The organism is Amycolatopsis sp. NPDC059657 (assembly GCF_042734395.1).
Classification (GTDB): Bacteria; Actinomycetota; Actinomycetes; order Mycobacteriales; family Pseudonocardiaceae; genus Amycolatopsis.
This window is the reverse complement of sequence record NZ_JBHWEB010000135.1, coordinates 1-23,623: the sequence shown is the minus strand read 5'-3', so window position 1 is coordinate 23,623 and position 23,623 is coordinate 1. Positions and strand designations below refer to the sequence as shown.

At 68.9% G+C, this 23,623-nt stretch carries 19 protein-coding genes; 12 read left to right on the top strand and 7 right to left on the bottom strand.

Annotated elements, in window-relative coordinates:
• Nucleotides 1-238 precede the first annotated feature (238 nt).
• Both ACFV15_RS41365 and ACFV15_RS41360 read right to left on the bottom strand, forming a co-directional pair.
• On the bottom strand, nt 239-859 hold the full coding sequence (locus ACFV15_RS41365; protein ID WP_378358059.1) for a TetR/AcrR family transcriptional regulator: 621 nt from the start codon (nt 857-859) through the stop codon (nt 239-241).
• Between the two features lie 24 nt (nt 860-883).
• Entirely contained in the window at nt 884-2,299 is a 1,416-nt protein-coding gene (locus ACFV15_RS41360; protein ID WP_378358057.1) for an MFS transporter, read from the bottom strand.
• Nucleotides 2,300-2,463: 164 nt separating this feature from the next.
• On the opposite strand from ACFV15_RS41360, the gene ACFV15_RS41355 reads away from it, so the two are divergent.
• The 3 genes from ACFV15_RS41355 to ACFV15_RS41345 all read left to right on the top strand — a co-directional run bounded on the left by ACFV15_RS41355 (nt 2,464) and on the right by ACFV15_RS41345 (nt 4,938).
• Entirely contained in the window at nt 2,464-3,135 is a 672-nt protein-coding gene (locus ACFV15_RS41355) for a TRM11 family SAM-dependent methyltransferase (protein WP_378358056.1), read from the top strand.
• Nucleotides 3,132-3,566 (top strand): pyridoxamine 5'-phosphate oxidase family protein, encoded by a 435-nt coding sequence (locus ACFV15_RS41350; RefSeq protein ID WP_378358055.1) that lies wholly within the window; start codon nt 3,132-3,134, stop codon nt 3,564-3,566. The genes ACFV15_RS41355 and ACFV15_RS41350 overlap by 4 nt, the downstream gene beginning before the upstream one ends.
• Nucleotides 3,567-3,633: 67 nt before the next feature.
• A complete protein-coding gene (locus tag ACFV15_RS41345) occupies nt 3,634-4,938 on the top strand; it encodes a sensor histidine kinase (RefSeq protein ID WP_378358053.1) in 1,305 nt (434 codons plus the stop codon).
• Here the strand turns inward: ACFV15_RS41345 and kstD are convergent.
• The gene (gene kstD / locus ACFV15_RS41340; RefSeq protein WP_378358051.1) at nt 4,935-6,647 is read right to left on the bottom strand and encodes a 3-oxosteroid 1-dehydrogenase; all 1,713 of its coding nucleotides are present in this window, start codon (nt 6,645-6,647) and stop codon (nt 4,935-4,937) included. The two genes, ACFV15_RS41345 and kstD, sit on opposite strands and share 4 nt — an antisense overlap.
• Before the next feature lie 62 nt (nt 6,648-6,709).
• Nucleotides 6,710-6,976, bottom strand: a complete 267-nt coding sequence (locus tag ACFV15_RS41335) for a hypothetical protein (RefSeq protein WP_378358049.1) — start codon at nt 6,974-6,976, stop codon at nt 6,710-6,712.
• A 106-nt stretch (nt 6,977-7,082) separates the two neighbouring features.
• On the opposite strand from ACFV15_RS41335, the gene lepB reads away from it, so the two are divergent.
• The 5 genes from lepB to ACFV15_RS41310 all read left to right on the top strand — a co-directional run bounded on the left by lepB (nt 7,083) and on the right by ACFV15_RS41310 (nt 13,304).
• Complete coding sequence (gene lepB / locus ACFV15_RS41330) at nt 7,083-7,868, top strand: signal peptidase I (protein ID WP_378358048.1); 786 nt, start codon at nt 7,083-7,085, stop codon at nt 7,866-7,868.
• Between the two features lie 75 nt (nt 7,869-7,943).
• Nucleotides 7,944-9,191: a PucR family transcriptional regulator gene (locus tag ACFV15_RS41325; RefSeq protein WP_378358046.1), complete on the top strand. Its 1,248-nt coding sequence runs from the start codon at nt 7,944-7,946 to the stop codon at nt 9,189-9,191.
• 127 nt (nt 9,192-9,318) lie between these two features.
• A complete protein-coding gene (locus ACFV15_RS41320; protein WP_378358044.1) occupies nt 9,319-10,878 on the top strand; it encodes an AMP-binding protein in 1,560 nt (519 codons plus the stop codon).
• 224 nt (nt 10,879-11,102) lie between these two features.
• Nucleotides 11,103-11,528 carry a hypothetical protein gene (locus ACFV15_RS41315; RefSeq protein WP_378358043.1) on the top strand — a complete coding sequence of 142 codons (426 nt, stop codon included), beginning with the start codon at nt 11,103-11,105 and terminating at the stop codon, nt 11,526-11,528.
• 198 nt (nt 11,529-11,726) lie between these two features.
• Nucleotides 11,727-13,304, top strand: coding sequence for a hypothetical protein (locus tag ACFV15_RS41310; RefSeq protein WP_378358041.1), 1,578 nt, complete (start codon nt 11,727-11,729; stop codon nt 13,302-13,304).
• A 39-nt stretch (nt 13,305-13,343) separates the two neighbouring features.
• Here ACFV15_RS41310 and ACFV15_RS41305 read toward each other — a convergent pair whose 3' ends face one another.
• Nucleotides 13,344-14,888: a carboxylesterase/lipase family protein gene (locus ACFV15_RS41305; protein ID WP_378358039.1), complete on the bottom strand. Its 1,545-nt coding sequence runs from the start codon at nt 14,886-14,888 to the stop codon at nt 13,344-13,346.
• A 140-nt stretch (nt 14,889-15,028) separates the two neighbouring features.
• Nucleotides 15,029-17,194 (bottom strand): discoidin domain-containing protein, encoded by a 2,166-nt coding sequence (locus ACFV15_RS41300; protein WP_378358037.1) that lies wholly within the window; start codon nt 17,192-17,194, stop codon nt 15,029-15,031.
• A 218-nt stretch (nt 17,195-17,412) separates the two neighbouring features.
• Here ACFV15_RS41300 and ACFV15_RS41295 point away from each other — a divergent pair, with 218 nt between their 5' ends.
• Nucleotides 17,413-18,360, top strand: a complete 948-nt coding sequence (locus ACFV15_RS41295; RefSeq protein WP_378358035.1) for a DNA polymerase domain-containing protein — start codon at nt 17,413-17,415, stop codon at nt 18,358-18,360.
• Between the two features lie 207 nt (nt 18,361-18,567).
• Here the strand turns inward: ACFV15_RS41295 and ACFV15_RS41290 are convergent, their stop codons facing one another.
• The gene (locus ACFV15_RS41290; protein WP_378358034.1) at nt 18,568-19,020 is read right to left on the bottom strand and encodes a GNAT family N-acetyltransferase; all 453 of its coding nucleotides are present in this window, start codon (nt 19,018-19,020) and stop codon (nt 18,568-18,570) included.
• A gap of 126 nt (nt 19,021-19,146) precedes the next feature.
• On the opposite strand from ACFV15_RS41290, the gene ACFV15_RS41285 reads away from it, so the two are divergent.
• The 3 genes from ACFV15_RS41285 (at nt 19,147) to ACFV15_RS41275 (ending at nt 23,403) form a co-directional block, all read left to right on the top strand.
• A complete protein-coding gene (locus ACFV15_RS41285; protein WP_378358033.1) occupies nt 19,147-20,298 on the top strand; it encodes a polysaccharide deacetylase family protein in 1,152 nt (383 codons plus the stop codon).
• Between the two features lie 100 nt (nt 20,299-20,398).
• Nucleotides 20,399-22,465: a PQQ-dependent sugar dehydrogenase gene (locus ACFV15_RS41280; RefSeq protein WP_378358031.1), complete on the top strand. Its 2,067-nt coding sequence runs from the start codon at nt 20,399-20,401 to the stop codon at nt 22,463-22,465.
• Entirely contained in the window at nt 22,465-23,403 is a 939-nt protein-coding gene (locus ACFV15_RS41275; RefSeq protein ID WP_378358030.1) for a hypothetical protein, read from the top strand. Before ACFV15_RS41280 ends, ACFV15_RS41275 begins: the two co-directional genes overlap by 1 nt.
• Nucleotides 23,404-23,623: the final 220 nt, after the last annotated feature.

The window sequence follows — 23,623 nt, the reverse complement described above, 5'->3', positions numbered from 1 at the left end:
GGATCTCGCGGTGGGGGTAAACCCCTCTTTCTGGTGGGGCTAGTGGTAACTCTGCTCCGTTGGATGCAGCAGAGTTACCACTCGCGGACTCCGCCAGAACCCCATCGTGAAGCGAGGGTGCCCCCGAGTGCGTACTACGCACCCAAAGGTCCCCTCGCTTCACGCCCACCCGAGGCTTCGGCGCGCCTCAGCAGCCAGCCACATTTGGCTTTCCGCACAATAGAACCGCCCGCAACGCTCACGAGACGACCCAGCGCTGGGCGCGTTCTTCCAAGGTGGGCGGGGTGCTGGGGAGCGGGGTCGTCGCCGTGCGCAGGCCGTCGAGCACGAGCGTCAGGTACCGCTGCCGCAACGCCGAAGTCCGTTCCTCGTCGCCGATGTGGATGGCCGCCATCTGCTCGAACACCGCGCCGAGGTCCGCGTCGGAGAAGTCGGCGCGGATGGCGCCCGCCTGACGGGTCCGGTCCATCAGTTCGGCGCCGAGGCGGCCTGCGCGACCTGCCGCGTCGTAGAGCTCCTGGGACGGGGTGAACTTGCCTGCCAGCGCGATGGTGATCGAGTGGGTGTCCTTCTCGACGACGCGGCGCATGAACGTCTCGAAGACCGTCCATGCGTCGCTGTCGTCGGAGAGTGCCGCTTCGAGGGTCTCGATGTGGGTCATGAGACCGTCGAAGCAGAGCTTGCGCAGCAGGTCGTCCTTGCTGGGGTAACGCCGGTAGAGCGCGCTGATCCCGACGCCCGCGTGGTCCGCGACGGCGGCGATGGGTGCCGAGGGGTCGGCGATGAACACCTCGCGCGCGGCCGCCACGATGATCTCGTCGTTGCGGGCGGCCTGCGCTTTCCTGCCGTTGAGCGCCACGGGATTCCTCCTTGACCTAGCAGCTTAGCGACGGGCCTTCTTGGGGAGCAGGAAGCCGAGCGCGAACGTCACCGCGGTCAGGCCGAGCGCGATCAGCGTGACCACCTTGGCCGCGCCGACGAACTCCGGCACCGCGGAAACCCCAGCGCCCGCTTCGCTGAAGAAGACCGTGCCCAGCACCGCGATGCCGAGCGACGCCCCGAGCTGCTGGACCGAGGTCAGCACCCCGGACGCCGAGCCGACCTCGTCGTCGCCGAGATCGCCGACGATGATGTCGAAGAGCGGCACGAAGATCATGCCCATGCCGAAGCCGAACACCGCGAGCGGCCCGAGCAGGCTGCCGTCGAAGGTGAAGAACAACCCCGTCAGGCCGAGCGCCATGAAGCCGAGGCCGATGTGCAGGATGTGGCGGCCGAGCTTGGTCATCAGCATGCTGCTCAGCGCGGAGCCGACGAACGCGCCGACCGCCCACGGCGCCATCGTGAGGCTGGCGCGCAGCGGGGAGTAGCCGAGGCCGAGCTGCAGGAACAGGCCGACGGCCAGCGAGAACCCGGTGATCACGCCGAAGAACGCGAGCACGAAGCCGACACCCGAGCTGTACGACCGCTTGGCGAACACGGTGAGCCGGATCAGCACGGCCGCGCCGATCTGCGCCTGCCGGTGCTGGAACCAGGCGAACACGCCCAGGGTGGGAACCGAAGCGGCGAGCAGCGCGAGCGTCCAGGCGGGCCAGCCGAGTTCGTGGCCCTGCGTCAGCGGGAAGACCAGCAGGAACATTCCCGCGGCCGCCAGCACGGCGCCGCGGACGTCGAGACGCTGACCGCGTGCGGCCGGCTCGGAGGCGGGCAGTACCCGGCTGCCGACGACGAGTGCGAACGCGCCGAGCGGGACGTTGATCAGGAAGATCATGCGCCAGCCGGTGCCGAACAGGTCGGCGTCCACGAGCAGCCCCGCGACCACCGGGCCGAGCACGGTGGCGAGCCCGATCACCGGCCCGAGCAGCGCGAACGCCTTGCCGACGTCGGCGCCGAACAGCTCACGCATCAGCCCGAACGACTGCGGCACCATCACCGCGCCGAACGCGCCCTGCAGCACCCGCGCCGTCAGCAGCATCTCCGGCGAGAAGCTGACGCCGCACAGGAAAGACGCGACGAGGAAGCCGACGACGCCGACCAGCATCATCCGCTTGCGGCCGTACATGTCGCCGAGCCTGCCGCCGACCAGCAGGCCGACCGCCATCGCGAGGGTGTAGCCGGCGGCGATCCACTGCAGCGTCGAGGTCGAGCCGCCGAGGTCCGCCCTGATCGCGGGCGCGGCGATGGTGCCGACGGTCGAGTCGAGCAGGTTCAGCAGGTCGGCGGCGAGGATCGCGAACAGGCCCAGCCAGCGGCGGTCGGACCGCACCGGCGTCGCGGCCGGCGCTTCGAGTATGGCGGTCACGGTGTCTCCCAGAGTCGGAACGGAATGCTTGGTTCCGCAAACATAGCAGAACGGAACGCTTCATTCCAATAGGGCGGGCGACGGTATTTTCACCGTCTTCCTCGTGGTCACGCGCGCGGCTATGCTCACCGGCGTCGTCGAGCCGGAAACATGGGGTGAGCTGCATGGGCGTCCAGAGTTGGCTGGTACTCGATGCCGAGGACGGTGAGCACGAACTGGCCGCCGCGGCGGGTCAGGCCGGGCTCGTCAGTCAGCTCCGCCCGCTGATCACCGAGCTGAGCAAGCCGGGTGACCTCGTCTTCGACCCGTTCGCCGGCTGGGGCACCACGCTGGTCGCGGCCTCGGTCGAGGGCCGCCGCGGCATCGGCATGGAGATCACCGAGTCCCGCGCCGCGGAGGCCGGGTATCGCATCGAGGGCAAGTACCCGGGGCAGATCATGCTCTGCGGGGACGCGCGCAAGCCGCCGCTGCCGGACGGCTGCGTCGACCTCGTGCTCTGCGATCTCCCGTACTTCGGCACCAATCTCGACCAAGAGTCCACAACGGACGGTCAGATGTACGCGCTGCGTGAGTACAGCGACTACCTGGACGCGCTCGACGAGGCCTTCGCCGCCATCGCCCGCACCATGCGCCCCGGCGCGCACGCGGTCATCGCGGTCCAGAACCGCCGCCTGGCAGGCAAATTCGTCCCGCTCGCTTGGGACGCCTCCGCCGTGCTCGGCCGTCACCTGACGCTGGGCGACGAGCGCATCCACCTCTACGAGCGCAAGATCGGCGGCGACGATCCGATGGTCTCCAACAAGGCGCACGAGTACCTGCTCATGGCCACCAAGTGACCCGTTCCCCGCAGCGGCGCAAGAAGGACGCGCTGCGCAGGCTGGAGCAGGACGTCGACGTCTGGGTCGCGACCGCCGACCTGACCGGCCGCCCGACGCTGGTGCCGCTCGCCTTCTGGTGGAGCGGTACCGCACTCGTCATCGCGACGCACCGCAACAACCCGACGGCGCGCAACATCGTCGCGGGCGGGCAGGCGGTCGCCGTGCTCGGCCACAGCCGCGACGTCGTGCACATCGACACCGCCGCCGAGCCGCTCGACGACGTGCCGCCGGAGTACGGCGACGCGTTCGCCGTCAAGGCCGACTGGGACGCGCGCGAAAGCGCGGGCTACCGCTTCTTCCGGCTCACTCCGCGCACCGTCGAGTCGTGGCGCGAGCTGGACGAGCACCCGGACCGCAGGCTCATGCGCGACGGGAACTGGCTGGTTTAGACCCGTCTTGACGCCGGACCACCCGCGCTGACAGGCTCAATGCCCGACGCCGGACGGAAGGGTGCCGATGCCAGAGGCGAGCCCGACGGCACCGCCCGCCAGATTCGTCAAGGCGTTGCTCCGTAAGGGTTCCTCGGTGCTGGCCCGTTCGCCGGATCCGGTACTGGACGACATGCCTGACTGGCGCACCGTCATCGCGGTCGAGGACGACGGTGACTCGATCCTCATGCGGGCCAGCCGGTATGCCGTGCTCGGCGGGCTGCTGTACCGGATCGGCGGGTTTCCCAAGGTCTTCATCGGGTACGTGTCGAACAACGGCAGCCTGGGGCTCGCGCCCGTGCTCAGCGCGACGATCGTCGCGGTCGCGTTGAACGTGGCCGCGGTGATCTGGGTGCTGCGCGGGCCCGGGATCCGGGCCAAGCTCGTCAGCCGGATGATCGCCGCCGATCTCGTGATCGGGCTGGTGCTGAACCTCGCCGTCGCGGTGAGCGTGCCCGCCGCGATCCAGCCGTTCGCGGTGGACGTGGTCTGGACCTGGATGGTCGGGTCGGTCGTGCTGTGGGCCTCGTTCTTCGGCATCACGAGTTCGCTGGTGCTGCTGGCCGCCTCGATTCCGGTGCGGGCGGGGCTGACCTTGGCAGGCGGGCTGCCGCTGGACGACCCGCTCGCGCTGAACCGGTCGGTCGGCTGCTTCTTCGCGCTGGTCGTGGCGATGTTCGTCGCGGCGGGCATCCTGGTCGTGCTCGGTGTCGGGACACGGTTCGCGCTGGGGATCGGGATGCGCGAAGGCCGTCAGGCCGAGCGGCTGCGCTATCAACGGGTCATGCACGACGGCGTGCTGCAGACGCTCGAGGCGATGTCGATGGCGACGCCGAGTGACCACACGCAGGCCGTCGACCGGCTGGACGAGCTGCGTGCCGCGGCGCGGGCCCAGGCCGCCGAGATCCGGCGTGAGCTGGTCGGTGTCGAGCCGCCGGAGGTCGACCGCGGGCTGGCGGCCGAGCTCGCCGAGGTGGCGACCGAGATGGCGCGTGACGGGTTGCGCACGCAGCTCGTGGCGGCCGAGTCGGACCAGGAGCTGAAGCTTTCGCAGGCCAGGCGCGATGCCATGTGCGACGCGGTGCGCGAGGCCATGCGCAACACCATCAAGCACGCGGGCACCAACCACGTCGTGCTGCGGATCGAGGAACGCGAAGGCGGCATCGCCGTCGTCGCGCGCGATCACGGCGATGGCTTCAGCATGCGGGAACAGCCGCCCGGCTTCGGCATCAGCCAGTCGATCATCGCCAGGCTGGCCGAGGTCGGCGGCCGGGGCACGATCGACTCACGCCCTGGCCGCGGCACCCGGGTCACACTCTGGGTGCCCCGCTAAATGTCCTTCGCCGCGATGTAGCCGAACGTCATCGCGGGCCCGATGGTCGACCCGGCGCCCGCGTAACTGCGGCCCATCACCGCCGCGCTCGCGTTGCCCGCCGCGTACAGGCCGGGGATGACCGAACCGTCCTGGCGCAGCACGCGCGCACGGGCGTCGGTGACCAGCCCGCCCTTGGTGCCGAGGTCGCCAGGCACGATCTTGAACGCGTAGTACGGCGCGAGCCACAGCGGCGCCAGGCACGAGTCGGGGTACACACCGGGGTCGGTGTAGTAGTGGTCGTAGACGCTCTCGCCGCGCCGGAAATCGGCGTCGTCGCCGGAGCGCGCGAAGCCGTTGAAGCGGGAAACGGTGGTACGTAAGGCATTCTGGGGTATGCCCATCGCGGTCGCCAGCCCGTCGACCGTCCACGCCTTCACCGCCGCGCCCGAGGAGTACCACGAATCCGGGAACGGCAGCGTCGGCAGCACATCCTTGAACAGGTACTTGTTGCGGTAGTGCTGATCGAAGACGAGCCACGCGGACGTGTGCCCGCGCTGGTACATCGTGTGCACGACATCGCTGTACGGCGCGGCCTCGTTGACGAAGCGCTGCCCCGCCGTGTTGACGATCAAGCCGCCGGGCAGTGTCCGCTCGGCCAGGCAGAACCAGGGTTCCTCCGGCAGCGGGATCGCCGGGCCCCACCACGCGTCGTCCATCAACGCCAGCGCCGCGCCCGCCCGCGCGCCCGCGCGGATGCCGTCACCGGTGTTCGAACTCGCGCCGACCGTCCACTCCGTGCCGATCGGCTGCTGCTGGTACTGCGCGCGCATGCTCGCGTTGTGCTCGAACCCGCCGGAGCCGACGATCACCCCGCGCCGCGCGCGGACCAAGGTTTCGGTGCCACCACGGGAAACCACGACGCCGGTGACCCTGCCGCCCTCGCTGTGCAGGTCCAGCAGCGGGGTGTTCAGCCAGACCGGCACGTTCGCGGCCAGCAGTCCCGCGCGCAGCGCGCCTGCCAGCGATTGGCCCATGGTGAGCGGTTTCTGGCCCTTCAGCGCGGCCTCGGTGCCGCGCGCGAGGCAGGCGGCCGAGACCGCGACGCCCTTCGGGTCGACCGCGGCCAGGTTGAGCCACTTGTAGTCGGCGCTGAACACGACCAGGCCGGGCGGAGCCGGGATATACGGCGGATTCAGCCGCGCCAGCTCGGCGCCGAGCAGGTTGCCGTCGAACATGTCCGGTTCGATCGAGCGGCCGTTCGGCATGCCGCCGGGCAGTTCCGGGTAGTAGTCGCTGTAGCCCTCCATCCAGCGGAACCGCAGCGGGCTGTTCGCCATCACGAACGAGATCATCGCCGGGCCGTTGGACAGGAACGCGTTCTGCCTCGCGGCGGGGACGGCGTCGCCGACGACCGCCGCCAGGTAGGCCGCCGCCTGCTGGGGGTCGTCACGCACGCCCGCCGCGGCCAGCACCGGGTTGCACGGGATCCAGATGCCGGCGCCGGAGCGGGCGGCCGATCCGCCGTACACCGGCGCTTTCTCGACCACCACGCAGCTCAGGCCGCGTTTCGCGGCGGTCAGCGCCGCCGTCATCCCGGCGGCTCCCGCGCCGGCCACGACCACGTCGAACTCTTCGGCGGCCACGGCCGGGGTGGCGCTCAATAGTCCGGACGCCGCGGCGAGGCCGGTGCCCACGAACAGTCTGCGGCGGGAAAGGTTGTCGGCCATGGCACTCAGATAAGAACATGTTCTAGTCTTTGGCAACGACAGCAACCCGCTTGGAGCAGCGCCTACTTCTTGGGCTCCTCTTTCTTCTTCTTGGGCTTGCGGAGGCTGCGGCCCCAGACCACGAGCAACAGCAGCACCAGCGCGACCCCGCCGGCGACCAGCTTGCTCTTGGCCGTCTTCTGATCTTGCTGAGCTGTCTCGTCCGCGGTCTGGGCATGCGCGTGCGAGACCGCGGCGACCGGTGAAGACGGCGCGGCGTGCGCCTGTGTCCCGATCAGCGAGAGCAGGGCGAACAGTGTTGCCAGTGCCCACGTGCGAACTTTCGGCATCCATGCCCCCTTCTCTCGACCGGCGGCTCAGTGTGCCCCGTCACCCGACCGTGGCGCAGGCATCGCAACCCAACCGTCATGCGCATTTGATGGGTAGCCTGACGACGTGGCCGAACCCGTTACCCCGAATGCCGCCGAAGACGATGACGACGCCGAAGGCGGTGCGCCGAACCCCGAAGGCACCTCCCGGCGCTCGAGGCGGGGAAAGCCGCCGAAGAAGAAACGGTCATTCTGGAAGGAATTACCGATTCTGATCGCGGTCGCGCTGGTACTGACGATCCTGATCCAGCAGTTCCTCGGCAAGGTCTTCATGATCCCGTCGGAGTCGATGGAGTCCACCCTGCACGGCTGCACCGGCTGCTTCGGCGACCGCGTGCTGGTCGACCGCGTGGTCTACGACTTCAACGACCCGAGCCCCGGCGACGTGATCGTGTTCAAGGGCCCCGAATCCTGGGGCAACGCCGAGATCGCGCCGCAGGAGTCCGGCAACTTCATCACCAGCACGTTCCGCTGGCTCGGCTCGCTGGTCGGCTTCGCGCCGCCGGACGAGCGTGACTTCGTCAAGCGCGTGATCGCGGTCGGCGGGCAGACCGTGCAGTGCTGCGACGCGCAGAACCGCGTGCTCGTGGACGGGAATCCACTCGACGAGCCCTACATCCACTGGCTGGGCGAGCCCAACACGCAGCAGCCGTTCGAGCCGGTCAAGGTGCCCGCCGGGATGGTCTGGGTGATGGGCGACAACCGCAACGACTCGTGCGACTCGCGCTGCCAGGGCAGCGGCGGCGTGTCCGGCGCGGTGCCGGTGGACAACATCATCGGGAAGGTGCGCGTGATCGTGCTGCCGCCGTCGCGCTGGGGCGGGGTGAGCGACCACAATCCGCAGGGCGGCTGATCGCCTTGTGTGACCGGGCCGGTGCGACCATGCTGGAGCGAGCGTGGTCCCCCGCCTGGTTCGAGGAGGTCCCGGATGACCGTGCCGCGCGAGCCGCCCGTCTCGGCCAAGGCCGCCAACAGCGTCGATGTCGACCTCGACGCCATCGTGGCCTCGGTGCACGACGCCATCGCGACACGGGTCTTCCCGACCGAGGCGGCCGAGACCGGCTTCGACCAGGTGCTGCGGCGGTGTGTCCGCTCGAACATCGGGTCATTGGTCGACATCGCGACCGGCCGGAAAACGGTCGAGGACACCCAGTTCGCGCCGATCCTCACCTTCGCGGGGCTCACCGCCGAGCTCGGCATCCCGTTCTCGTCGCTCGAACGGGCCTATTGGGTCGGGCTGGAGCAGTTCTGGCAGCAGTGGCTCGCGCTCGCGTTCCTCGCGACGGACAAGGGCGACCGTTCGATGAACGGCGTCTTCGGCAACCCGACGCACGCCGTCTTCGCCTACTTCACCAAGGCCGTCGACCTGATCGGCGATCAGCACAAGGCGGTGACCGACCAGCTGGCGAGCACCGGCGAGGACCGGCGCCGCGTGCTGGTGGAGGAGATTCTCGACGGCGCCAAGCTGGAGCACGGCCAGTTCCTCGACGACGTGCTCGGCTATCGGCTGCGTGCCTGTCACGTGTCACTGCTTCTCGAGACCGGCGACCGGCACGAGGTGGTCCGCACGGTCGCCACGTTGCGCCAGCAGACCGGGGCGTGGGGTTCGCTGGTCGTCCAGCGCGGCGCGTCGAGCTGGGCGGCTTGGCTCGGCTACTCGCGCAGGCAGGATTCCAAGGCGCTCAACAGGATCAAGCAAGCGGTCGCGCTGCTGGGCATGCCGATGGCGATGGGCGGCCCCGCGACCGGGCTGGACGGCGTCCGCCGCTCCCACGAGGAGGCGACCCGCGCCGCCGCGCTGCGGTCCACGCTCGCCTATCCCGGCGCCTGTCTCTGGTACCGCGACGTCCGGCTCGAAGCGCTGCTGCTCGAGGACAAGCGCGCGGCGCATCGTTTCATCGCCGAGGAACTGGGCGAGCTGGCCGAGGACAGCGAACGGGCCGACCGGATCAGGGAAACGCTGCTGATGTCGTTGTCGGCCGGCTCGCAGGCCAAGGCCGCCGCCGAACTCGGGGTGCACGAGAACACCGTGCGCATGCGGATCCGCAGCGCCACCGAGCTGCTGGGCGAAGCGCTCACCGAACGCCGCACCGAACTGCTGGTGGCCTTGCGGCTGCGGCGCGCGCTGGGCGCGCCGGGGCGGCCGGGCGACGCGTCCATAGAGGCGGCGGGCTGACTGCCGGATACTGTGGGATAGCGCGCGTTCCGGCGTGGTGGGGTGTGCCTGTTCGACATGGGATCGGCGTGGCGGGCGAATTAGCGTGAATTGACGGCATCGCACGCGCTTCGAAGGACGTCGCACCATGTTCGACCACACCATCGGCGGGCTCGTCGAACGGTGTGCGCTGGCCTACGGGCCGGAAATCGCGGTCGTGTACGGGCAAACGCGGATCACCTACCGTGAGCTCATCAGCCGGATCCGGCGCGCGGGCCGGGCGTTGCGCGGGCTCGGGCTGGAGAAGGGCGACCGGGTCGCGATCCTGATGGAGGACCGGCCGGAGCTGCTCGACGTCTACTACGGCGCGCTGTGGGCCGGGCTGGTCGTGGTGCCGCTCAACACCCGGCTCAGCGTGGCCGACCATCAGCACATCCTGTGTGACTCCGGCGCGAGCGTGCTGGTCCACGACGCGCCGCACGCCGCGCGGGTGGGGCGGATCAGGGGCACGAGCGGTGTCGACGCCGTGGTCTGCGTGGACGATGACGCGGTGCTGCCAGGTGGCTGTTCGCTGGACAGGCTGATGGCGTGTCACTCCGACCGTCCCGGCTCACCCGAAGTCCGCCAGGACGACCTGTACGGCATCTACTACACGCTGGGCACCACCGGGCAGCCCAAGGGTGTCGTGCACAGCCACCGCACGATGATCGCGGTGCTGTTCAGCGAGCTGGTCGAACTCGGCCTCGGCCAGCGCGACCGGTTCGCGCACGTCGCGCCGCTGACGCACGCGGGCGGTGGGTTCGTGCTGCCGGTGTGGATGCGCGGCGGCACCAACGTCCTCGTCGGCGGGTTCGACGCCGATGCGCTGGTCGAGGTCATCGCCCGCGAGCGCGTCACCGCGACGCTGGTCGCTCCGGACCGGCTGTACCGGCTGGTGGACCGGATGTCCCAAGCGCGTGCCGACGTTTCCTCGCTGAGCACCGTGATCTACGGCGGCGCGCCGGTCGACCGGCAGCGGCTGCTGCGCGCGATCGAGGAGTTCGGGCCGATCTTCGTCCAGCTCTACGGCCAGACCGAGGCGCCGAACCAGCTGACCGTGCTGACCAAGGGCGACCACGCCCGCGCCGTGGCTTCCGGTGACCACATGCCGTTGTCCTCCTGCGGACGCCCGGTCGCGATCACGGACCTGCGCATCGTCGACGGCGAGCGTGGCGAGGTGCCTGCCGGGCGCAAGGGCGAGATCGCGGCCAGCGGACCGCACGTGATGCTCCGGTACTGGAATCGCCGCGCGGAGACCGAGCGCGCGCTGCGCGACGGCTGGCTGCTCACCGGTGACCACGCGGTGACCGACGACCGCGGTTTCGTCTACATTTCGCGGCGCGAGCGTGAGGTGATCGTCGCGAACGGCGCCACCGTGCACGCGCGCGAGATCGAATCGATCTTGACGGCGCATCACGGCGTGCGCGAGGCCTGCGTGGTCGGTATTCCCGGCCGGGAAATGGGTGACGCGCTCAAAGCCGTGGTCGTGCCGGATCCGGGTTCCCGGGTATCCGAGGAAGACCTTGTCTCCTGGGTGGCCGAACGCGTCGGCGGGGTGTTCGTGCTCGTCGAGTTCGTCACCGCGTTGCCGCATACTTCCTTTGGCATGTATGACAAAGCCGTACTGCGTTCCGGTACGTGGGGCAGGCGTTCACGGCAGGCGTGCTGATTTTCGCGACTTGTGACGTATAGACTTTAGTCTGTCGCTCGGTTGGTGGCTGAAAAGTCGTCCGGTGACGCCTTAATGTCTTTTCCGGCACCGTCGCCGGGCGAAGAAAAGGGGCCGTTTCCGTATTCCGGAACCCCCGCCGAACGCGAACGCCGACTCTTGTTTCTCCTGCCCGGCGCGCGTGCGAATTCCGCGAAATCCACCAGTGAGAAGAGGGTATTTCCATGCGTTCACGCTGCACGGTCGCCGGTGTCGCCGTCGCCTTGCTCGCACTGGCCGCGCCCGCCGCGTTCGCGGCGCCGTACTCCGGCAACCTGGGCACGGCCACCTTCAAGGGAAAGGCGACGTTCACCGACTACGTGCCCGACTTCGACCAGGTCGCCTGCGTGAAGTCCAAGAACCTGCCGAAGCTGCCGAAGGAGAACGTCGCCGGGCTGAACCTGCCGCAGTACGGCGACCAGAACGCCAGCAGCGTCAATTGCGGGGTCGTGCTGCTGGTCACCGGGCCGAAAGGCTCGGTGAAGGTGCAGATCGTCGACGTCGACACCGATGGCAAGAAAGGCGACCTGAATCTCGACAGGGCCGCGTTCGCCAAAATCGGTGCGATCAACAACGGTATTGAGAAGATTTCCTGGGCCGTGGCGCCCTGAGTCAGGCTCCGCTGGGCAGCCACCGCCCCGGTTGCCCAGCGGATCATCCCGTCAATCGATCGTGGCGGAAACCACCCGGTCCGTTCACCGAAATGGAGCAACTCCAGCGAGCCCTGATAAGGCATTCTCGCTTTACGGGGATTAATACGTCGTGGCCGCCTCAGAGTCAGTCTGGACGAGATCTCTGCGGGAGGATGAATGGCCGGCGACGACGTGCTGGTGCACCGGATACGGGACGCGATCAAAGGCATCGAGCCGGGTCTGCGGCGGCTGATGGCCGAGCACGTCCGGCTCACCGTGGAAAACGGTGTCCCGGTGGTCGGCACCGAACTCGCGGTCGCGATCTGTGTCCCCGTCGCCGATGTGGACCGGCGGCTCGCCCGTGCGCGCAAGGCGACGCAGGACGGCATCGTCGCGTCGCTGGCCGGTTTCAGCGCCGAAGCCGCCCACGGCTACGCCCGGTGGGCGCTGGGACCTGGGCTCCTCGAGCTGGCCGAGCGGGATGAACCACGCCGTGCCGAGGCGCTCGCGCTGCTCAAACGGCGCGTCGGAGTGATCCAGCGTGCCGGGGCGGTGACCGAGTTCGCGCGCCGCAACCCGAAGGCCATCCGGCGGTCCGCGAACGCCGCCGCCGGGGTGATCGGGCTGCTGGTCGTCGGCGGGGTGCTGGTGCTGGCGCCGCACACCGTCCGCCAAGGCCAGGGCGCGCTCGCCGCCCCGCCCGGTGAGGCGGCCGCGCCGATCGCGGGCCACCCCGTGCTGCCGGACGTCCCGTCGGCGACCGCCGCGCCCGCCGACGAGCCCGCGCCGGGCATGCCGTACCTGGCGGACGACCCGCCGGGCGGGGTCGCGCCGATCGTGCCACCCGCGCCGACGGCCGCCGCGTCGCCACCCGAGGCCCCGGCGCCGCCACCGGCGCGCAAGTGGGGTTACGCGCGGGTCGACAACGAGTACAGCCAGCCGCTGCAGGTCGAACGCCCGATGGCGGGCGACGGCGTGTGGGGGACCTGGCAGAAGGACACCGCGCAGGCCGGGCGCAAGGCCACGGTCACGCACCTCGCCGCGGGCGAGTACCGAGTGCGCCTGCCCGGCGTCGGCGCCGAGGACGGGGTCGCGCACGTCACCGTCAACCACTGGGCGCCGGGCACCGCCGTCTCCTGCGGTGTCCGCGACACCGCGCCGGACGGTGACGACCAGCTGATCACCGTCACCTGCCGCTCGGAAGCGGCACCCGTTGACGTCAGATTCGACATATTCTTCGCGCAAGGTTCGCCTGGTGACGTCCGTTCCGACGCGGCGGTCGTGCGCCACGCGGGACCGGGCCGATACCTCGTGCCCCCGATGACCGGCTACGCGCAGGTGACCCCGTACGGCGACGGCCACACGCGCTGCCAGGTCGTCTCCACGGTCGAAATCGCTTGCCACGCAATAGAAACCGGCGCGGCGGCCGACAGCGACTGGCGGCTCGGCTCTGTCCGCGACCTGTCGTTCCTGCAGAACGGGACTTCGAAGCAGCTGGCGGCAGGCGTCTACGTCGTCGGCTTCCGCGGTGTCACGCGCGGCGACGTGCTGCAGGTGACGACCTTGGGCTCGCAGCCGGGATATTGCCGTGGCGTCGACCTGATCTCTGCCGGGTTCGGCGGCACACTGGCGACGGTGTTCTGTGTGGACAGTGCGGGCAAACCCGCCGATCTGCGCTTCGGCGTCGCGATCGTCCGGCGCCCCATGAAGACCGAATCCGGCTTCGGCGCCATCTACATCCGACCAGGGTCGTGAGTGGTACGGCCGGTTAGAACCGGCCGTACCACTCACGACTCAGTTGGCCCAGAAGCCGCAGCCGTGTTCCCGGCCCGCGTCGACCGGCCTGATCGCGCCGGGCGCGAGTGACTGGACGGCGCCGTCGAAGCGTGACCAGCGCGGCAGGTCGTGGCCGTTCGGGTCACCGGTGGCGGCGAAACGGCCCCAGTAGCGGATCATCTGGTCGGCGAGACGCTGCTGTTCCGGCGTGAACGTGACGACGAAGTCCGCCACGTCGAAGAGGTACGCCACGTCCGACGAGTGGAAGGCGCCTGCCGGGACGTCCTCGGGGAACGGGAAGTACCCGGTCGGCGCCGAGCGGTCGGCGAACTCGAAGCCGAAGCTCGTGGTCTTCCTCGCGAGTGCCTTGTTGTCGGCCAGCTGGTTGCAGGCCCAGACGCCATCGGTCAGCACAGCCGCCCAAGCCAGCGCGGGCGTCCCGTACTTGCTCGTCGGGTACCGCGCGGCGATACGGCTCGCCCGGTCACCGAAACCGTCGCCGAGCAGCTGCTGGTACTGGGCCTCGGTGAACGGGTGCGGGGTGAACGCGGAGGTCAGCCGTCCTTCGTCGCGGGTGGTGCCCGTGATGACGGGCACCCGGTTGAAGCGGCCGGCGGCCAGCGCGCGGTCCGGCCGTTCCGGCAGGACGCGGTTGCCGAAACCGGCCGCGGTCGGCTGGCTGATCAGCGGGTCGTTGGCGAGCTCGTGGGCGGACACGAGGCGCAGGCAGGCGACGTCGGCGCACCCGTGCCTGGCGGCGAGCGCGGCACCGTCGGCCGCGATGGCGTCGGCCGAAGCCCACGCCGACTTGCCGGGCTGGCCGTAAATGATCCCGTTGGCAGGCCAGGTGGTCGAGCAGGAGCCACTCTGCATGATGGCCCGCTGGAACAATCCCCGCGCGCCCGGCGAGGTCAGCTGCGCGCAGACGTCGAAGGAGCCGCCGGACTCACCGAACAGCGTGACGTTGCCGGGGTCGCCCCCGAAAGCGGCGGCGTTGGCCCGCACCCAGCGCAGCGCGGCCTGCTGGTCCTCGAGGCCGAACCCGCCGGTGCCTTCCAGTCCCGGCAGCCCGCCGAACCCGAACACCCCGAGCCGGTAGTTGGTGGTCACCACGACGACATCCCCGCCGACGGCGAGCCGGTGCGCGTCGAACCCGTCCGCGCTGCCGTAGCTGTTGCCGCCGCCGTGCAGCCACACCATGACCGGCTTGGGCCCGCCCTTCGCGGAGCCAGGCGTGGTGACGTTCAGGAAGAGGCAGTCCTCGGCGTCGCTGGGCGTAGCGCCACCCGCGCTCTGCGCGCACCGCGCACCCGGCTTGGTCGCGTCCCGCGTCCCGGCCCACTTCTTCGGTGGCCGCGGCGACTTCCACCGCAGCTCGCCGACCGGCGGTGCGGCGAACGGGATGCCCTGAAACGTCCGGTATCCGTCGCTGACGGTCCCGCTGACCGGCCCCGATTCGGTGCGCACGACCGCGGAGCCCTCCGCGGCCGCCGGGATGGCGGTCACCGCGGTGAGCGTGGCCGCGGCCAGCAGAGCGGACGTCCAGCGCTTGTGGTTCCCCATGATGTTCCCTTCACGTCTCGGCTTACACAGACGCGTCGGTTGGAACCCGGCCGTTTCGACACCACCCGCGGAAGTTTTTTCCGGCTGGGGTCGTGAGTGGTATGGCCGGTTCTAACCGGCCGTACCACTCACGAGCCCCACTACCCGATCTCGAGGTAGTCGACGTTCGGGCCGCCGTTGGCCGTGGTCGCGCTGAACCGGACCTTGTTCGCCCCGGCCGCGAGGGTGACCGGGATCGTGGCCGTTGTCCATGTCGTCCAGGCGCCGGTGCCGTTGAAGGCCACCCCGGAGGCCACGGTCGTGCCGTTGACCGAGACGTCCATCGGGCGGTTCGCCGTGGTCCCGTTGGCGTACCCCAGCTTCAGCGAAGCCGGGCCCGCCGCGGTGGCGTTCACCGTGAACTCGACGCTGCTGCCGACCGCGTTGTCGTAGTTCACGAAGCCGGTGCCCGAGAAGCCCGCGTGGTTGGACTCGACCACGCCCGCCGAGATCGTCGCGTTCTCGGCCTCGATCCGCGTCGGGTCGGGGTCCGGCGGGACCGTGCCGCCACCTGCCGCGTAGTCGGAGCCGAGCCAGGCCTCGTCGACGCGCAGCCGGTTGTTGCCCTGGCTGTCGACCTTCTCCACACGGACGTGCCTGGCGGTCGTGCCGTTCGGCAGATCGATGAACTGCACGCCGCGGTGGTTGGGCAACGCGCCCGTCTTGATCGGGTTGCCCCAGTTGGTGCCGTCGCTGCTCACGTAGACGCGGTAGTTCTTGATCCGCGCCGAGGCCGATGACGGGTACGTCGTCGAGTCCTCACGCTGGTTCAGCGCGACGTACTGGACCTTCTTGGCCGAGCCCAGGTCGAACCGCAGCGAAGCGGGCTGAGTGGTCGAAGCGTCCCAATACGTCAGGTAGTTGCCGTCCGCCGCGGCCGACGCCGGGTGGCCGCCGGCCGCGTTGCTGGCGCTCATCGTGTACGTCGACGGCGGGATGATGCCTTCGCGGCCGCTGGTCTCCACCTTGAAGACCGTGTCGTACTGGTCCCAGTTCGACACACCGCTCAGCGTGAGCGAGCCGCCGGACTGGGTGTGCGAGACCGTCGCACCGGTGCGCAGGTTGGTCACCTTGGTGACCTTGTATCCGTTGTCCCGCACCGAAAGCGTACTGCCCGACGGTGGCGTGACGACGTGGATGTAGTTCAGGTTCGGGTTGGTCTTGCTCACGGTCGTCACGCCGTGCGCGCCGTTGTTCCAGAAGCCCGGTTTGAGGCCGGCGTGGTCGTAGCCGCCGCCCCAGGTGCCGTCGATCGACTCCCAGATCTTGTCGAAGAAGCCGTTCGCGTAGTTGTTGAACGCCTCCTGGTTGGACGGGAACTTCCCGTTCACCATGGCGGTTTCGGCCATCAGCGCCTTGACGTCCGAGCCCTTGTTGGTCAGGAACCGGCCCAGCGTGAGTTTGTAGTCGACCGAGGAGTTCGAGCCGCTGTACCACCACGCGCCGGTGCTCGGCAGCTTGAAGCAGGCCTCGATCAGCCGCGGCGCGGCCGTGTAGACGGCCTGCGGGTAGTCGTACGACGGCGTCATGCCGGTCTTCTGCTCGTTGCTGATCGTGTCCATGATCGGCGTGTCTTCGTTGTTGTTGCTCAAAACGAAGCTCGGGCGGTCCTTGCGGATGCGCTCGTAGAGCCCGCTGGACTCCCAGTACGCGTTGTCGTTGTCGATCCAGAACCCGGCGAGATCCGGGTAGCGCTGCATGACCTCGACGAAGTTGTCGTAGCTGAACCGGCCGAACCCGTCGCGCTGGGTCAGGTCGACGTTGCTGCCGTGGTACTTCGAGTAGGCGGCCGAGTCGAGCCACTCGTGCCCGCCCTCGTTGTGCCACTGCGGGTCGTCGGTCATGTAGTTGATGACCTTGACGTTCTGCGCCTTGCCCGCCGCGATCAGCTCACCGAGGAAGTCCCGCTTGGTGGAACAGCTACCCGGGATGCTCGACGGCCACGCACGCGCGTACCCGAGTCGCGAGTGGAACGAGGCCAGCACGACGTACTGCGCGTGCAGCTTCTTGGCCTCGTCGATCCAGTACTTGGCGTTCCAGCCGCCGTTGGTGACGGCGGTTTCCCAAGCGCCGCAACTGGTGTAGCCGGGCGAGGTGCGCATACCCCAGTGCAGGAACAGGCCCGCGGTCGACGCGCGGAGCCAGTCCTGGCGTGGATGCTGCAACTCGGCGTTGGCGGTCGCCGGGGCCAGCCCGGCGATGAGCAGGAGCGTGGCGAACAGAATCCCGGCACGGCGGAACAAGGCGTACTTCTTCGTACCCAGCACGAACTGCCTCCTGACAGACGTCCCCTGCGGCGGAGAGAAGACGTGCTCGACGGTTTCAGTGAGGTATCTACGCCAGCAGGAGCACGCTGGGCAAGAGGTGATCGGATGTCTGGCCACAATTCGTCCGAAACTGCATCGATAAAGGCTCCGAATGAGCTGATGTTTCGGCTCGGCTCTTGCGAAGTTGACCCAGCGCGCGGATGTGGCATCGTGGGGCGATGACCAGCGACGAGGTGCGCGACGGGGTATCGCTGACGAGTCTCGGCTCGGCACTGTTCGACGAGGCGGACGCGACCAAACGCGACCTGGTCGACTACCTCGACGCCGTCCGCGACCGGATTCTCCCGTGCCTGGCCGACCGGCCGCTCTCGGTGCTCCGCGTCCGCCCCGGCCAGGCGCCGTTCATGCAGAAGAACGCCGCCAAGTACACCCCGGACTGGGTGCGCACGGCCTCGATGTGGGCCGAGTCGTCTCGCCGCGAGGTCTCCTACGTCGTCTGCGACGACCGCAAAACCCTGCTGTGGCTGGCGAATCAGCGTTCGATCGAGTACCACGTGCCACTGGCGCGCATCGGCGAGTCCAGCCCCGGCTACCTGGTGATGGACCTCGACCCGCCCGGGGGCGAGGCCTTCGACGTGGTCGTGCGCGCGGCTTTCCTGGTCCGCCAGGCACTCGCGGACCTCGGGCTCGAAGGTGTCGTCAAGACCAGTGGGGCCAAAGGTCTGCACATCTTCGTCCCGCTCGAACCGCAGGGCATCGAGGACGTCGCCGCCGCGACCCGCGCGCTCGCCGCCCGTGCCGAGCGGATCGACCCCGGACTCGCGACCACGGCCTACCTCAAGGAAGAGCGCGGCGGGAAGGTGTTCCTCGACTCGACACGAGCGGGCGGGGCGACCGTGGTGGCCGCCTACAGCCCCCGGATCCGGCCAGGTGTGCCGGTCTCGTTCCCCATCGCCTGGGACGGCCTGGAGCAGGTCACGCCACGCGACTTCACCATCAAGACCGCGCCGGGGCTGCTGGGCGAGCGCGACCCCTGGGCGGAGTTCATGCCCGCCCCGCAGCGCCTCCCGGACGACCTGATCGCCGAGGGCCACACCATCCCGATCGCCAGGGTGGTGGCGATGCACGAAGGCAAGCGCCGCGCACGGGCCCGCCGCGACGCCTGACCCCCGACGGCCGCCGGTCCGCTACGGCAGCGAGGGGCGCCCTGGGTGTCTACTACGCACCGAGGGCGCCCCTCGCTTCAACCCAGCGTGGCTCGTGAGTGTTGCGGGCGGCCAGAACCGCCCACCCGCCGCCCACCGCCACCCTCAACGGAGGTGCTGCGCGCCGCTGTGTTCATGCAACACTCACGACTCCTGGGCTGTGGTCGGCTAGAGCGTGACGCTCATGATCGGCAGCGAACGGCCGGGGTAGACCTCGATCTCGCCCGTGCGTTCCGCGCCCATGTGCAGGTAGAACTGCTCGGCGTTCGGGTCGGCTTCGAGGTCGAGGCTCTCGAAGCCTTTCGCCTTGGCCGAAGCCAGCGCGTGCTCCCAGAGCCTGCGCCCGAGCCCGGTGCCGATCGAGGCGGGGTCGAGGAACAGGTCGGCCAGCTCGCCGGACGGCGGCTTCCCGTCGATCCGGTAGAAGCCGAGCAGCGCGCCGTCGCGTTCGGCCACGACCACCCGGTCGTCGTGGATCTGCTCCGGGTGGACCACCAGGATGTCGCGGACCCGGTCCAGGAACTCCTGACTGTACCCCCAATGCGCTTTCGAGCGGCGGGCCAGCGCGGTGATGGCGTCGGCCTCGTGCGGCTCGGCGGGGCGTAGTCGGATCTCGCTCATGCCTTGATCTTTCAAGCCGCGTCAAGCGGATTCCGCGAGCGGCAACTTCCGGCCACGGCGAGCCGCTGCCCGCGGAGCCGTGGCACGATCCGAATACGCGTTACCCGACTTCCTGGGGGGATCGGCATGTTCGCCGCGCTCACGATCGCGACTGTCACCGCGCTGACCTCGCTCACGGCACCGGTTGCCGCGCCGGCGGAGACGGGGTGCGGCCAGTACGTCGCGCTCACCTTCGACGACGGCCCGTCGTACTACCGGCCGCAGACACTGCGAGTACTGCGGGACAAGCGGGTGCACGCGACCTTCTTCGACAACGGCGTGCGCGTCGACGCGAATCCCCGGCTCCCGGCGTTCCAGGTCGCCGAAGGCCACGTCCAGCTCAGCCACACCTACCTGCACCCGTTTCTCCCCGAACTGCCCGCCGCCGCGGTCGTCAAGGAGGTGCGGCGGACCGAGGAGGCGCTTGCCAGTGCCGGCGCACCGCTGACGTTCAAGGGAGTCCGGCCGCCGTACACCGTGGCGGACCCGCCGACCAGGGCGACGCTCACCTCGCTGGGCTACTCGATCTTCGCGCGGGAGGACGGTGAGTGGATCTATGCCGAGGACTGGAACCCGGCCAGGACCGCCGCCGAGATCAGGGACGCGATCCTCGCCGGACTCCGGCCCGGCGCACTGATCGGGCTGCACGACGGCCCGATCGACACTCCGGCGGGCGCCGCCACCGTCGCCGCGGTGCCGCAGATCATCGACGGCGCACGCGCGCTCGGCTATTGCTTCGGCGTGGTCGGCGCCGACGGCCGTGTGGCACCGGATGAATACACGCCGTCAACTCGGAATGTCCCGCGTATCGGGAACCCGGTCCCTTATCTGCCACTGGTATATCCCGGAAACGTGCCGGGCTCGTATGAGTTCATCAGAAGCCCATTGAGCCTCAAAGCGGGACATTTCCCCGCCGTCTTCCAGGCCGGCGGGACGGGCGTGTTCCGTGCGACGCTCGGCAGCCTTGGCCGCGAGGGCGCCGATGGGAGTGTGCAGACGGTGGCCGTCGAACTACCCGAGGGACTGGCGCTGGTGAAAGCCGCCGGGCAGGGCTGGACCTGCGCGAATGACAGGTGCACCCGTAACGATGTTCTCGCGCCACATAAGGCTTATCCGCCGATCGACTTCACCGTGAGTGTCGCTCCCGGCGCCACGGGAAAGCTCGCCGCGACCGTGAACTCGCAAGGTCACGGCGGTTCTTGGCAGTCGTGGGACGTCGAGGAAGTTCGCGTCCGTTAGGCGCTTGCCTATGCCGCTTTGGTCTCTGTATGGTCTGAAATCCGCCGTGTGAAAGCGCTTTCAGGGACATATATCGAGACTGCACAGAGTGGTGGGGCGAATGTCCAGGTCCAGACCGTGCTTACTGGCTTTACTCGTCACGATACTGGTGACGGGGCTGATCACACCTTCGGCGCGTGCCGATGACCAAGTGCTCGATCCCTTGCCGACGCCGACCGTCTCCGGTCTCGGCCTGACGCTCAAGGAGATCGCCACCCTTCCGAAGTCCGAGCCGGTTCCGCCGCCGACCGACAGCCGGTTGAAACGGTGGAACCGGATCAACTACCTGGGCGAGGTACCGGACCACTCGGGCCGGTTGTACGTTCCCGATCTCAACGGCAAACTCTATTTCCTCAAAGACGGGCAGCACCACGTCTACCTCGACGTCGGCGCGGTGGCCGCCGGCGCCGACTTCTACACGCACAGGGGACTCGGCAGCGGGTTCGGCTTCGTCACGTTCCACCCCCGGTTCGCGCAGAACGGCCGGTTCTACACCATCCACACCGAAGCGTGGGGCGCGCTGACCAGCAAGACCCCCGACCTCGCGTACCCGGCGACCCAGACCGCGCAGGGCGTGCTCACCGAGTGGACCGCCACCGACCCGAAGGCCGACGTCTTCTCCGGCACACACCGTGAGGTGCTGCGCCTCGGGTTCGAAGGACAGCTGCACGGCATCCAGGAGATCGGGTTCAACCCGACCGCGCACTGGTGGGACGCCGACTACGGCCTGCTGTACATGGCCGTCGGCGACGGCGGCGTCGGCACGAAGAACTCGGTGCCGCAGGATCTGCTGATGCCGCAGGGCAAGATCCTCCGCATCGACCCGCGCGGCACGAACAGCGCCAACGGCAAGTACGGCATCCCGCGCGCGAACCCGTTCGTGGGCAAGGCGGGAGCGCTCGGTGAGGTCTACGCGTCCGGCATGCGCGACCCGTACCGGTTCACCTGGGACCCGGCGGGCTGGCGGCACCCGATGTTCCTCGGGCACATCGGTGAGAAGGCCGTCGAATCGGTCTACGAGATCAGGCCTGGCGCGAATCTCGGCTGGAGTGAACGGGAAGGCCCGTTCCTCTACAAGCGTGGCGATCCCAGCTGCGGGGTCTTCCCGCTGCCGCCGGACGACGCGAAATTCGGCTACACCTATCCGGTCGCCGCGTTCGACCACAACCGGCTCGCCAGTTCGAAACCTTGTTCTGACAGCCTGAACGCGCTCATGGGCGGGTTCGTCTACCGTGGACACAAGCTCGATGGCCTGTACGGCAAGTACCTCTTCGCCGAAGGTGTCGGCGGCACCGTGCTCTACAGCGACGTGCGCGAGATGAGGATCGGTGCGCCACTGGCCAAGGTGCAGCAGCTGATGCTCTACAACGAGGCAGGCAAGCGCGTCACCATGAAGGAGCTCGCGGGCGACCCGCGTGTCGATCTGCGCTTCGGCCAGGACGCCTCGGGCGAGCTTTACCTGACGGCCAAGGCAAACGGGAAGATTTGGAAGATCACCGGCACCCGTCAGTTCGCGGACTGCCGCGTCGGGCACACCAAGGTCTCGCACGCGATGAGCGCCAAGGACTGGGCGCCGGTCACCCCGGCGAAGTGGCAGTTCCCCGGCCGTGAGGTCGTGCTCGCGCAGGCGGGGGAGCAGCGGCCCGGCCCGCGCAGGCCGTTCGAGTACGCCGTGCTGACCAAGGGGCCGGAGTTCGGTTCCGTGCGGATCGACGCCGAGGTCCGGCTGGACACCCCGGTCGACATCCCCAACCGCGACGTGATCATCGTGTTCGGTTACCAGTCCGACACGCAGTTCTATTACGCGCATCTCTCGCAGGACAACACGATCTATCCGCACAACGGGATCTTCGCAGTCAACAACGCCGACCGGCTCCGGATCGACGACCAGTGGGACGCCGCGCGCTCGGTCGGCGCGCTGCCCGCGGTCAAGGACGCCCAGTGGCATGCCGTCGAAGTGACGCAGTGTGCCGCCACGGGTGAGATCGCCGTCTACGTCGATGGCTCGGACGCGCCACTGATGACCGCGATCGACACCACGTTCCAGTCCGGCCGGGTCGGCTTCGGCTCGTTCGACAACGTCGGGCGGCTTCGCGACCTGACGGTCACCGGCACGAGGGAGAAGTGATGAGACGGCTGTTGGCAGTATCGCTGGCGGTGGTGCTCGGGTTGTCGATGGCGGTCCCCGCTCAGGCAAGCGCGCGGCACTGGCCTCGTGGTGTTTTTCCGACCCTGTCGAGAAATCTGGTCGCTTACTACGACTTCGAGCACCCCGTAAAAGGGCAGCCCGCGCAGGAGGCGGACCAAGGGCAGTCCGGCACGAACATCAACCTCGTCAACGGCGGCGCGGACATGCGGGTGCGCGACGGCGCGTTCAGCCGGAATTCGTTACAGGTCAAGCAGGTCAACCCGACGGCAAAGGGCACGGACGACTGGAAGGCCGGGCTGTACACGCCCGGCGGCCAGCCGACGCTCAAGGCGTTCAACGGCGCCAAAGAGGCGTCGATCATGGGCTGGGTCAAGATGACCGGCGAGAATCCGAGCCCCAACCCCGGCTCGTCGACGCCGGGCGCCCGCTATGGCGCGGTCGGCCTGGTGGGCCTGCTTTCGGGCAACTCCGACGGCCACGCCGTGCGCGCGCTGCTCGAATTGATCAATGTGGACGGCAAGCTCCACCTGGTCGCGCTGGGCAGGCGCGTGGACGGCGCCGCGTCGCAGACGTTCGCGGCCACCGAGGACTGGCAGAAGCTGCTGCCGCTCAACGAGTGGGTCTTCCTGGCCGCGACCTTCGACTACGACAACGGCACAATGGCGTTGTACCGCAACGGGAAACCGGTCGACGGCTTCTACGTCGACAAGGGCGACCCGTGGGCCGTCGCGGGCGAGCCGGAGCCGGACGTCGCGTCGGCGACGAACCCGCTCGGCATCAAGATCGGCGGCAGCTTCCCGCAGAACACGCGCGAGGGCAATCCATGCAACTGCCGCCTCGACAGCCTGATGTTCCTCGACCGCGCGGCCAAGCCGTGGGAGGTGTACCTGCAGTATCAGTGGGCCCGCCTGCTCTAGGGGCTCGTGCGCGTTGCCGAGCGGGTCTATTGGGCGGAAGGGCAAAGGTGTCATGTCGTGGTGGGCGACCTTGGCCTGCTTCCGCCCTGGCCACGAAAGAGTGACTGTGGAGGGTTTGCGGCGACGGTTGCGGGCGAGTGGTAACTCTGCTCCGTTAGATGCAGCAGAGTTACCACTCGCGGACCCCCTCGTGAAGCGAGGGGGCCGTTGGGTGCGTACT

What these genes read in the sequence shown, in the direction of transcription:
- ACFV15_RS41355 (WP_378358056.1), top strand. Translation starts at nt 2,464, where the DNA reads ATGGGCGTCCAGAGTTGGCTGGTACTCGATGCCGAGGACGGTGAGCAC.
- ACFV15_RS41345 (WP_378358053.1), top strand. Translation starts at nt 3,634, where the DNA reads ATGCCAGAGGCGAGCCCGACGGCACCGCCCGCCAGATTCGTCAAGGCG.
- kstD (WP_378358051.1), bottom strand. Translation starts at nt 6,647, where the DNA reads ATGGCCGACAACCTTTCCCGCCGCAGACTGTTCGTGGGCACCGGCCTC.
- ACFV15_RS41335 (WP_378358049.1), bottom strand. Translation starts at nt 6,976, where the DNA reads ATGCCGAAAGTTCGCACGTGGGCACTGGCAACACTGTTCGCCCTGCTC.
- ACFV15_RS41325 (WP_378358046.1), top strand. Translation starts at nt 7,944, where the DNA reads ATGACCGTGCCGCGCGAGCCGCCCGTCTCGGCCAAGGCCGCCAACAGC.
- ACFV15_RS41320 (WP_378358044.1), top strand. Translation starts at nt 9,319, where the DNA reads ATGTTCGACCACACCATCGGCGGGCTCGTCGAACGGTGTGCGCTGGCC.
- ACFV15_RS41315 (WP_378358043.1), top strand. Translation starts at nt 11,103, where the DNA reads ATGCGTTCACGCTGCACGGTCGCCGGTGTCGCCGTCGCCTTGCTCGCA.
- ACFV15_RS41310 (WP_378358041.1), top strand. Translation starts at nt 11,727, where the DNA reads ATGGCCGGCGACGACGTGCTGGTGCACCGGATACGGGACGCGATCAAA.
- ACFV15_RS41305 (WP_378358039.1), bottom strand. Translation starts at nt 14,888, where the DNA reads ATGGGGAACCACAAGCGCTGGACGTCCGCTCTGCTGGCCGCGGCCACG.
- ACFV15_RS41295 (WP_378358035.1), top strand. Translation starts at nt 17,413, where the DNA reads ATGACCAGCGACGAGGTGCGCGACGGGGTATCGCTGACGAGTCTCGGC.
- ACFV15_RS41290 (WP_378358034.1), bottom strand. Translation starts at nt 19,020, where the DNA reads ATGAGCGAGATCCGACTACGCCCCGCCGAGCCGCACGAGGCCGACGCC.
- ACFV15_RS41285 (WP_378358033.1), top strand. Translation starts at nt 19,147, where the DNA reads ATGTTCGCCGCGCTCACGATCGCGACTGTCACCGCGCTGACCTCGCTC.
- ACFV15_RS41280 (WP_378358031.1), top strand. Translation starts at nt 20,399, where the DNA reads ATGTCCAGGTCCAGACCGTGCTTACTGGCTTTACTCGTCACGATACTG.
- ACFV15_RS41275 (WP_378358030.1), top strand. Translation starts at nt 22,465, where the DNA reads ATGAGACGGCTGTTGGCAGTATCGCTGGCGGTGGTGCTCGGGTTGTCG.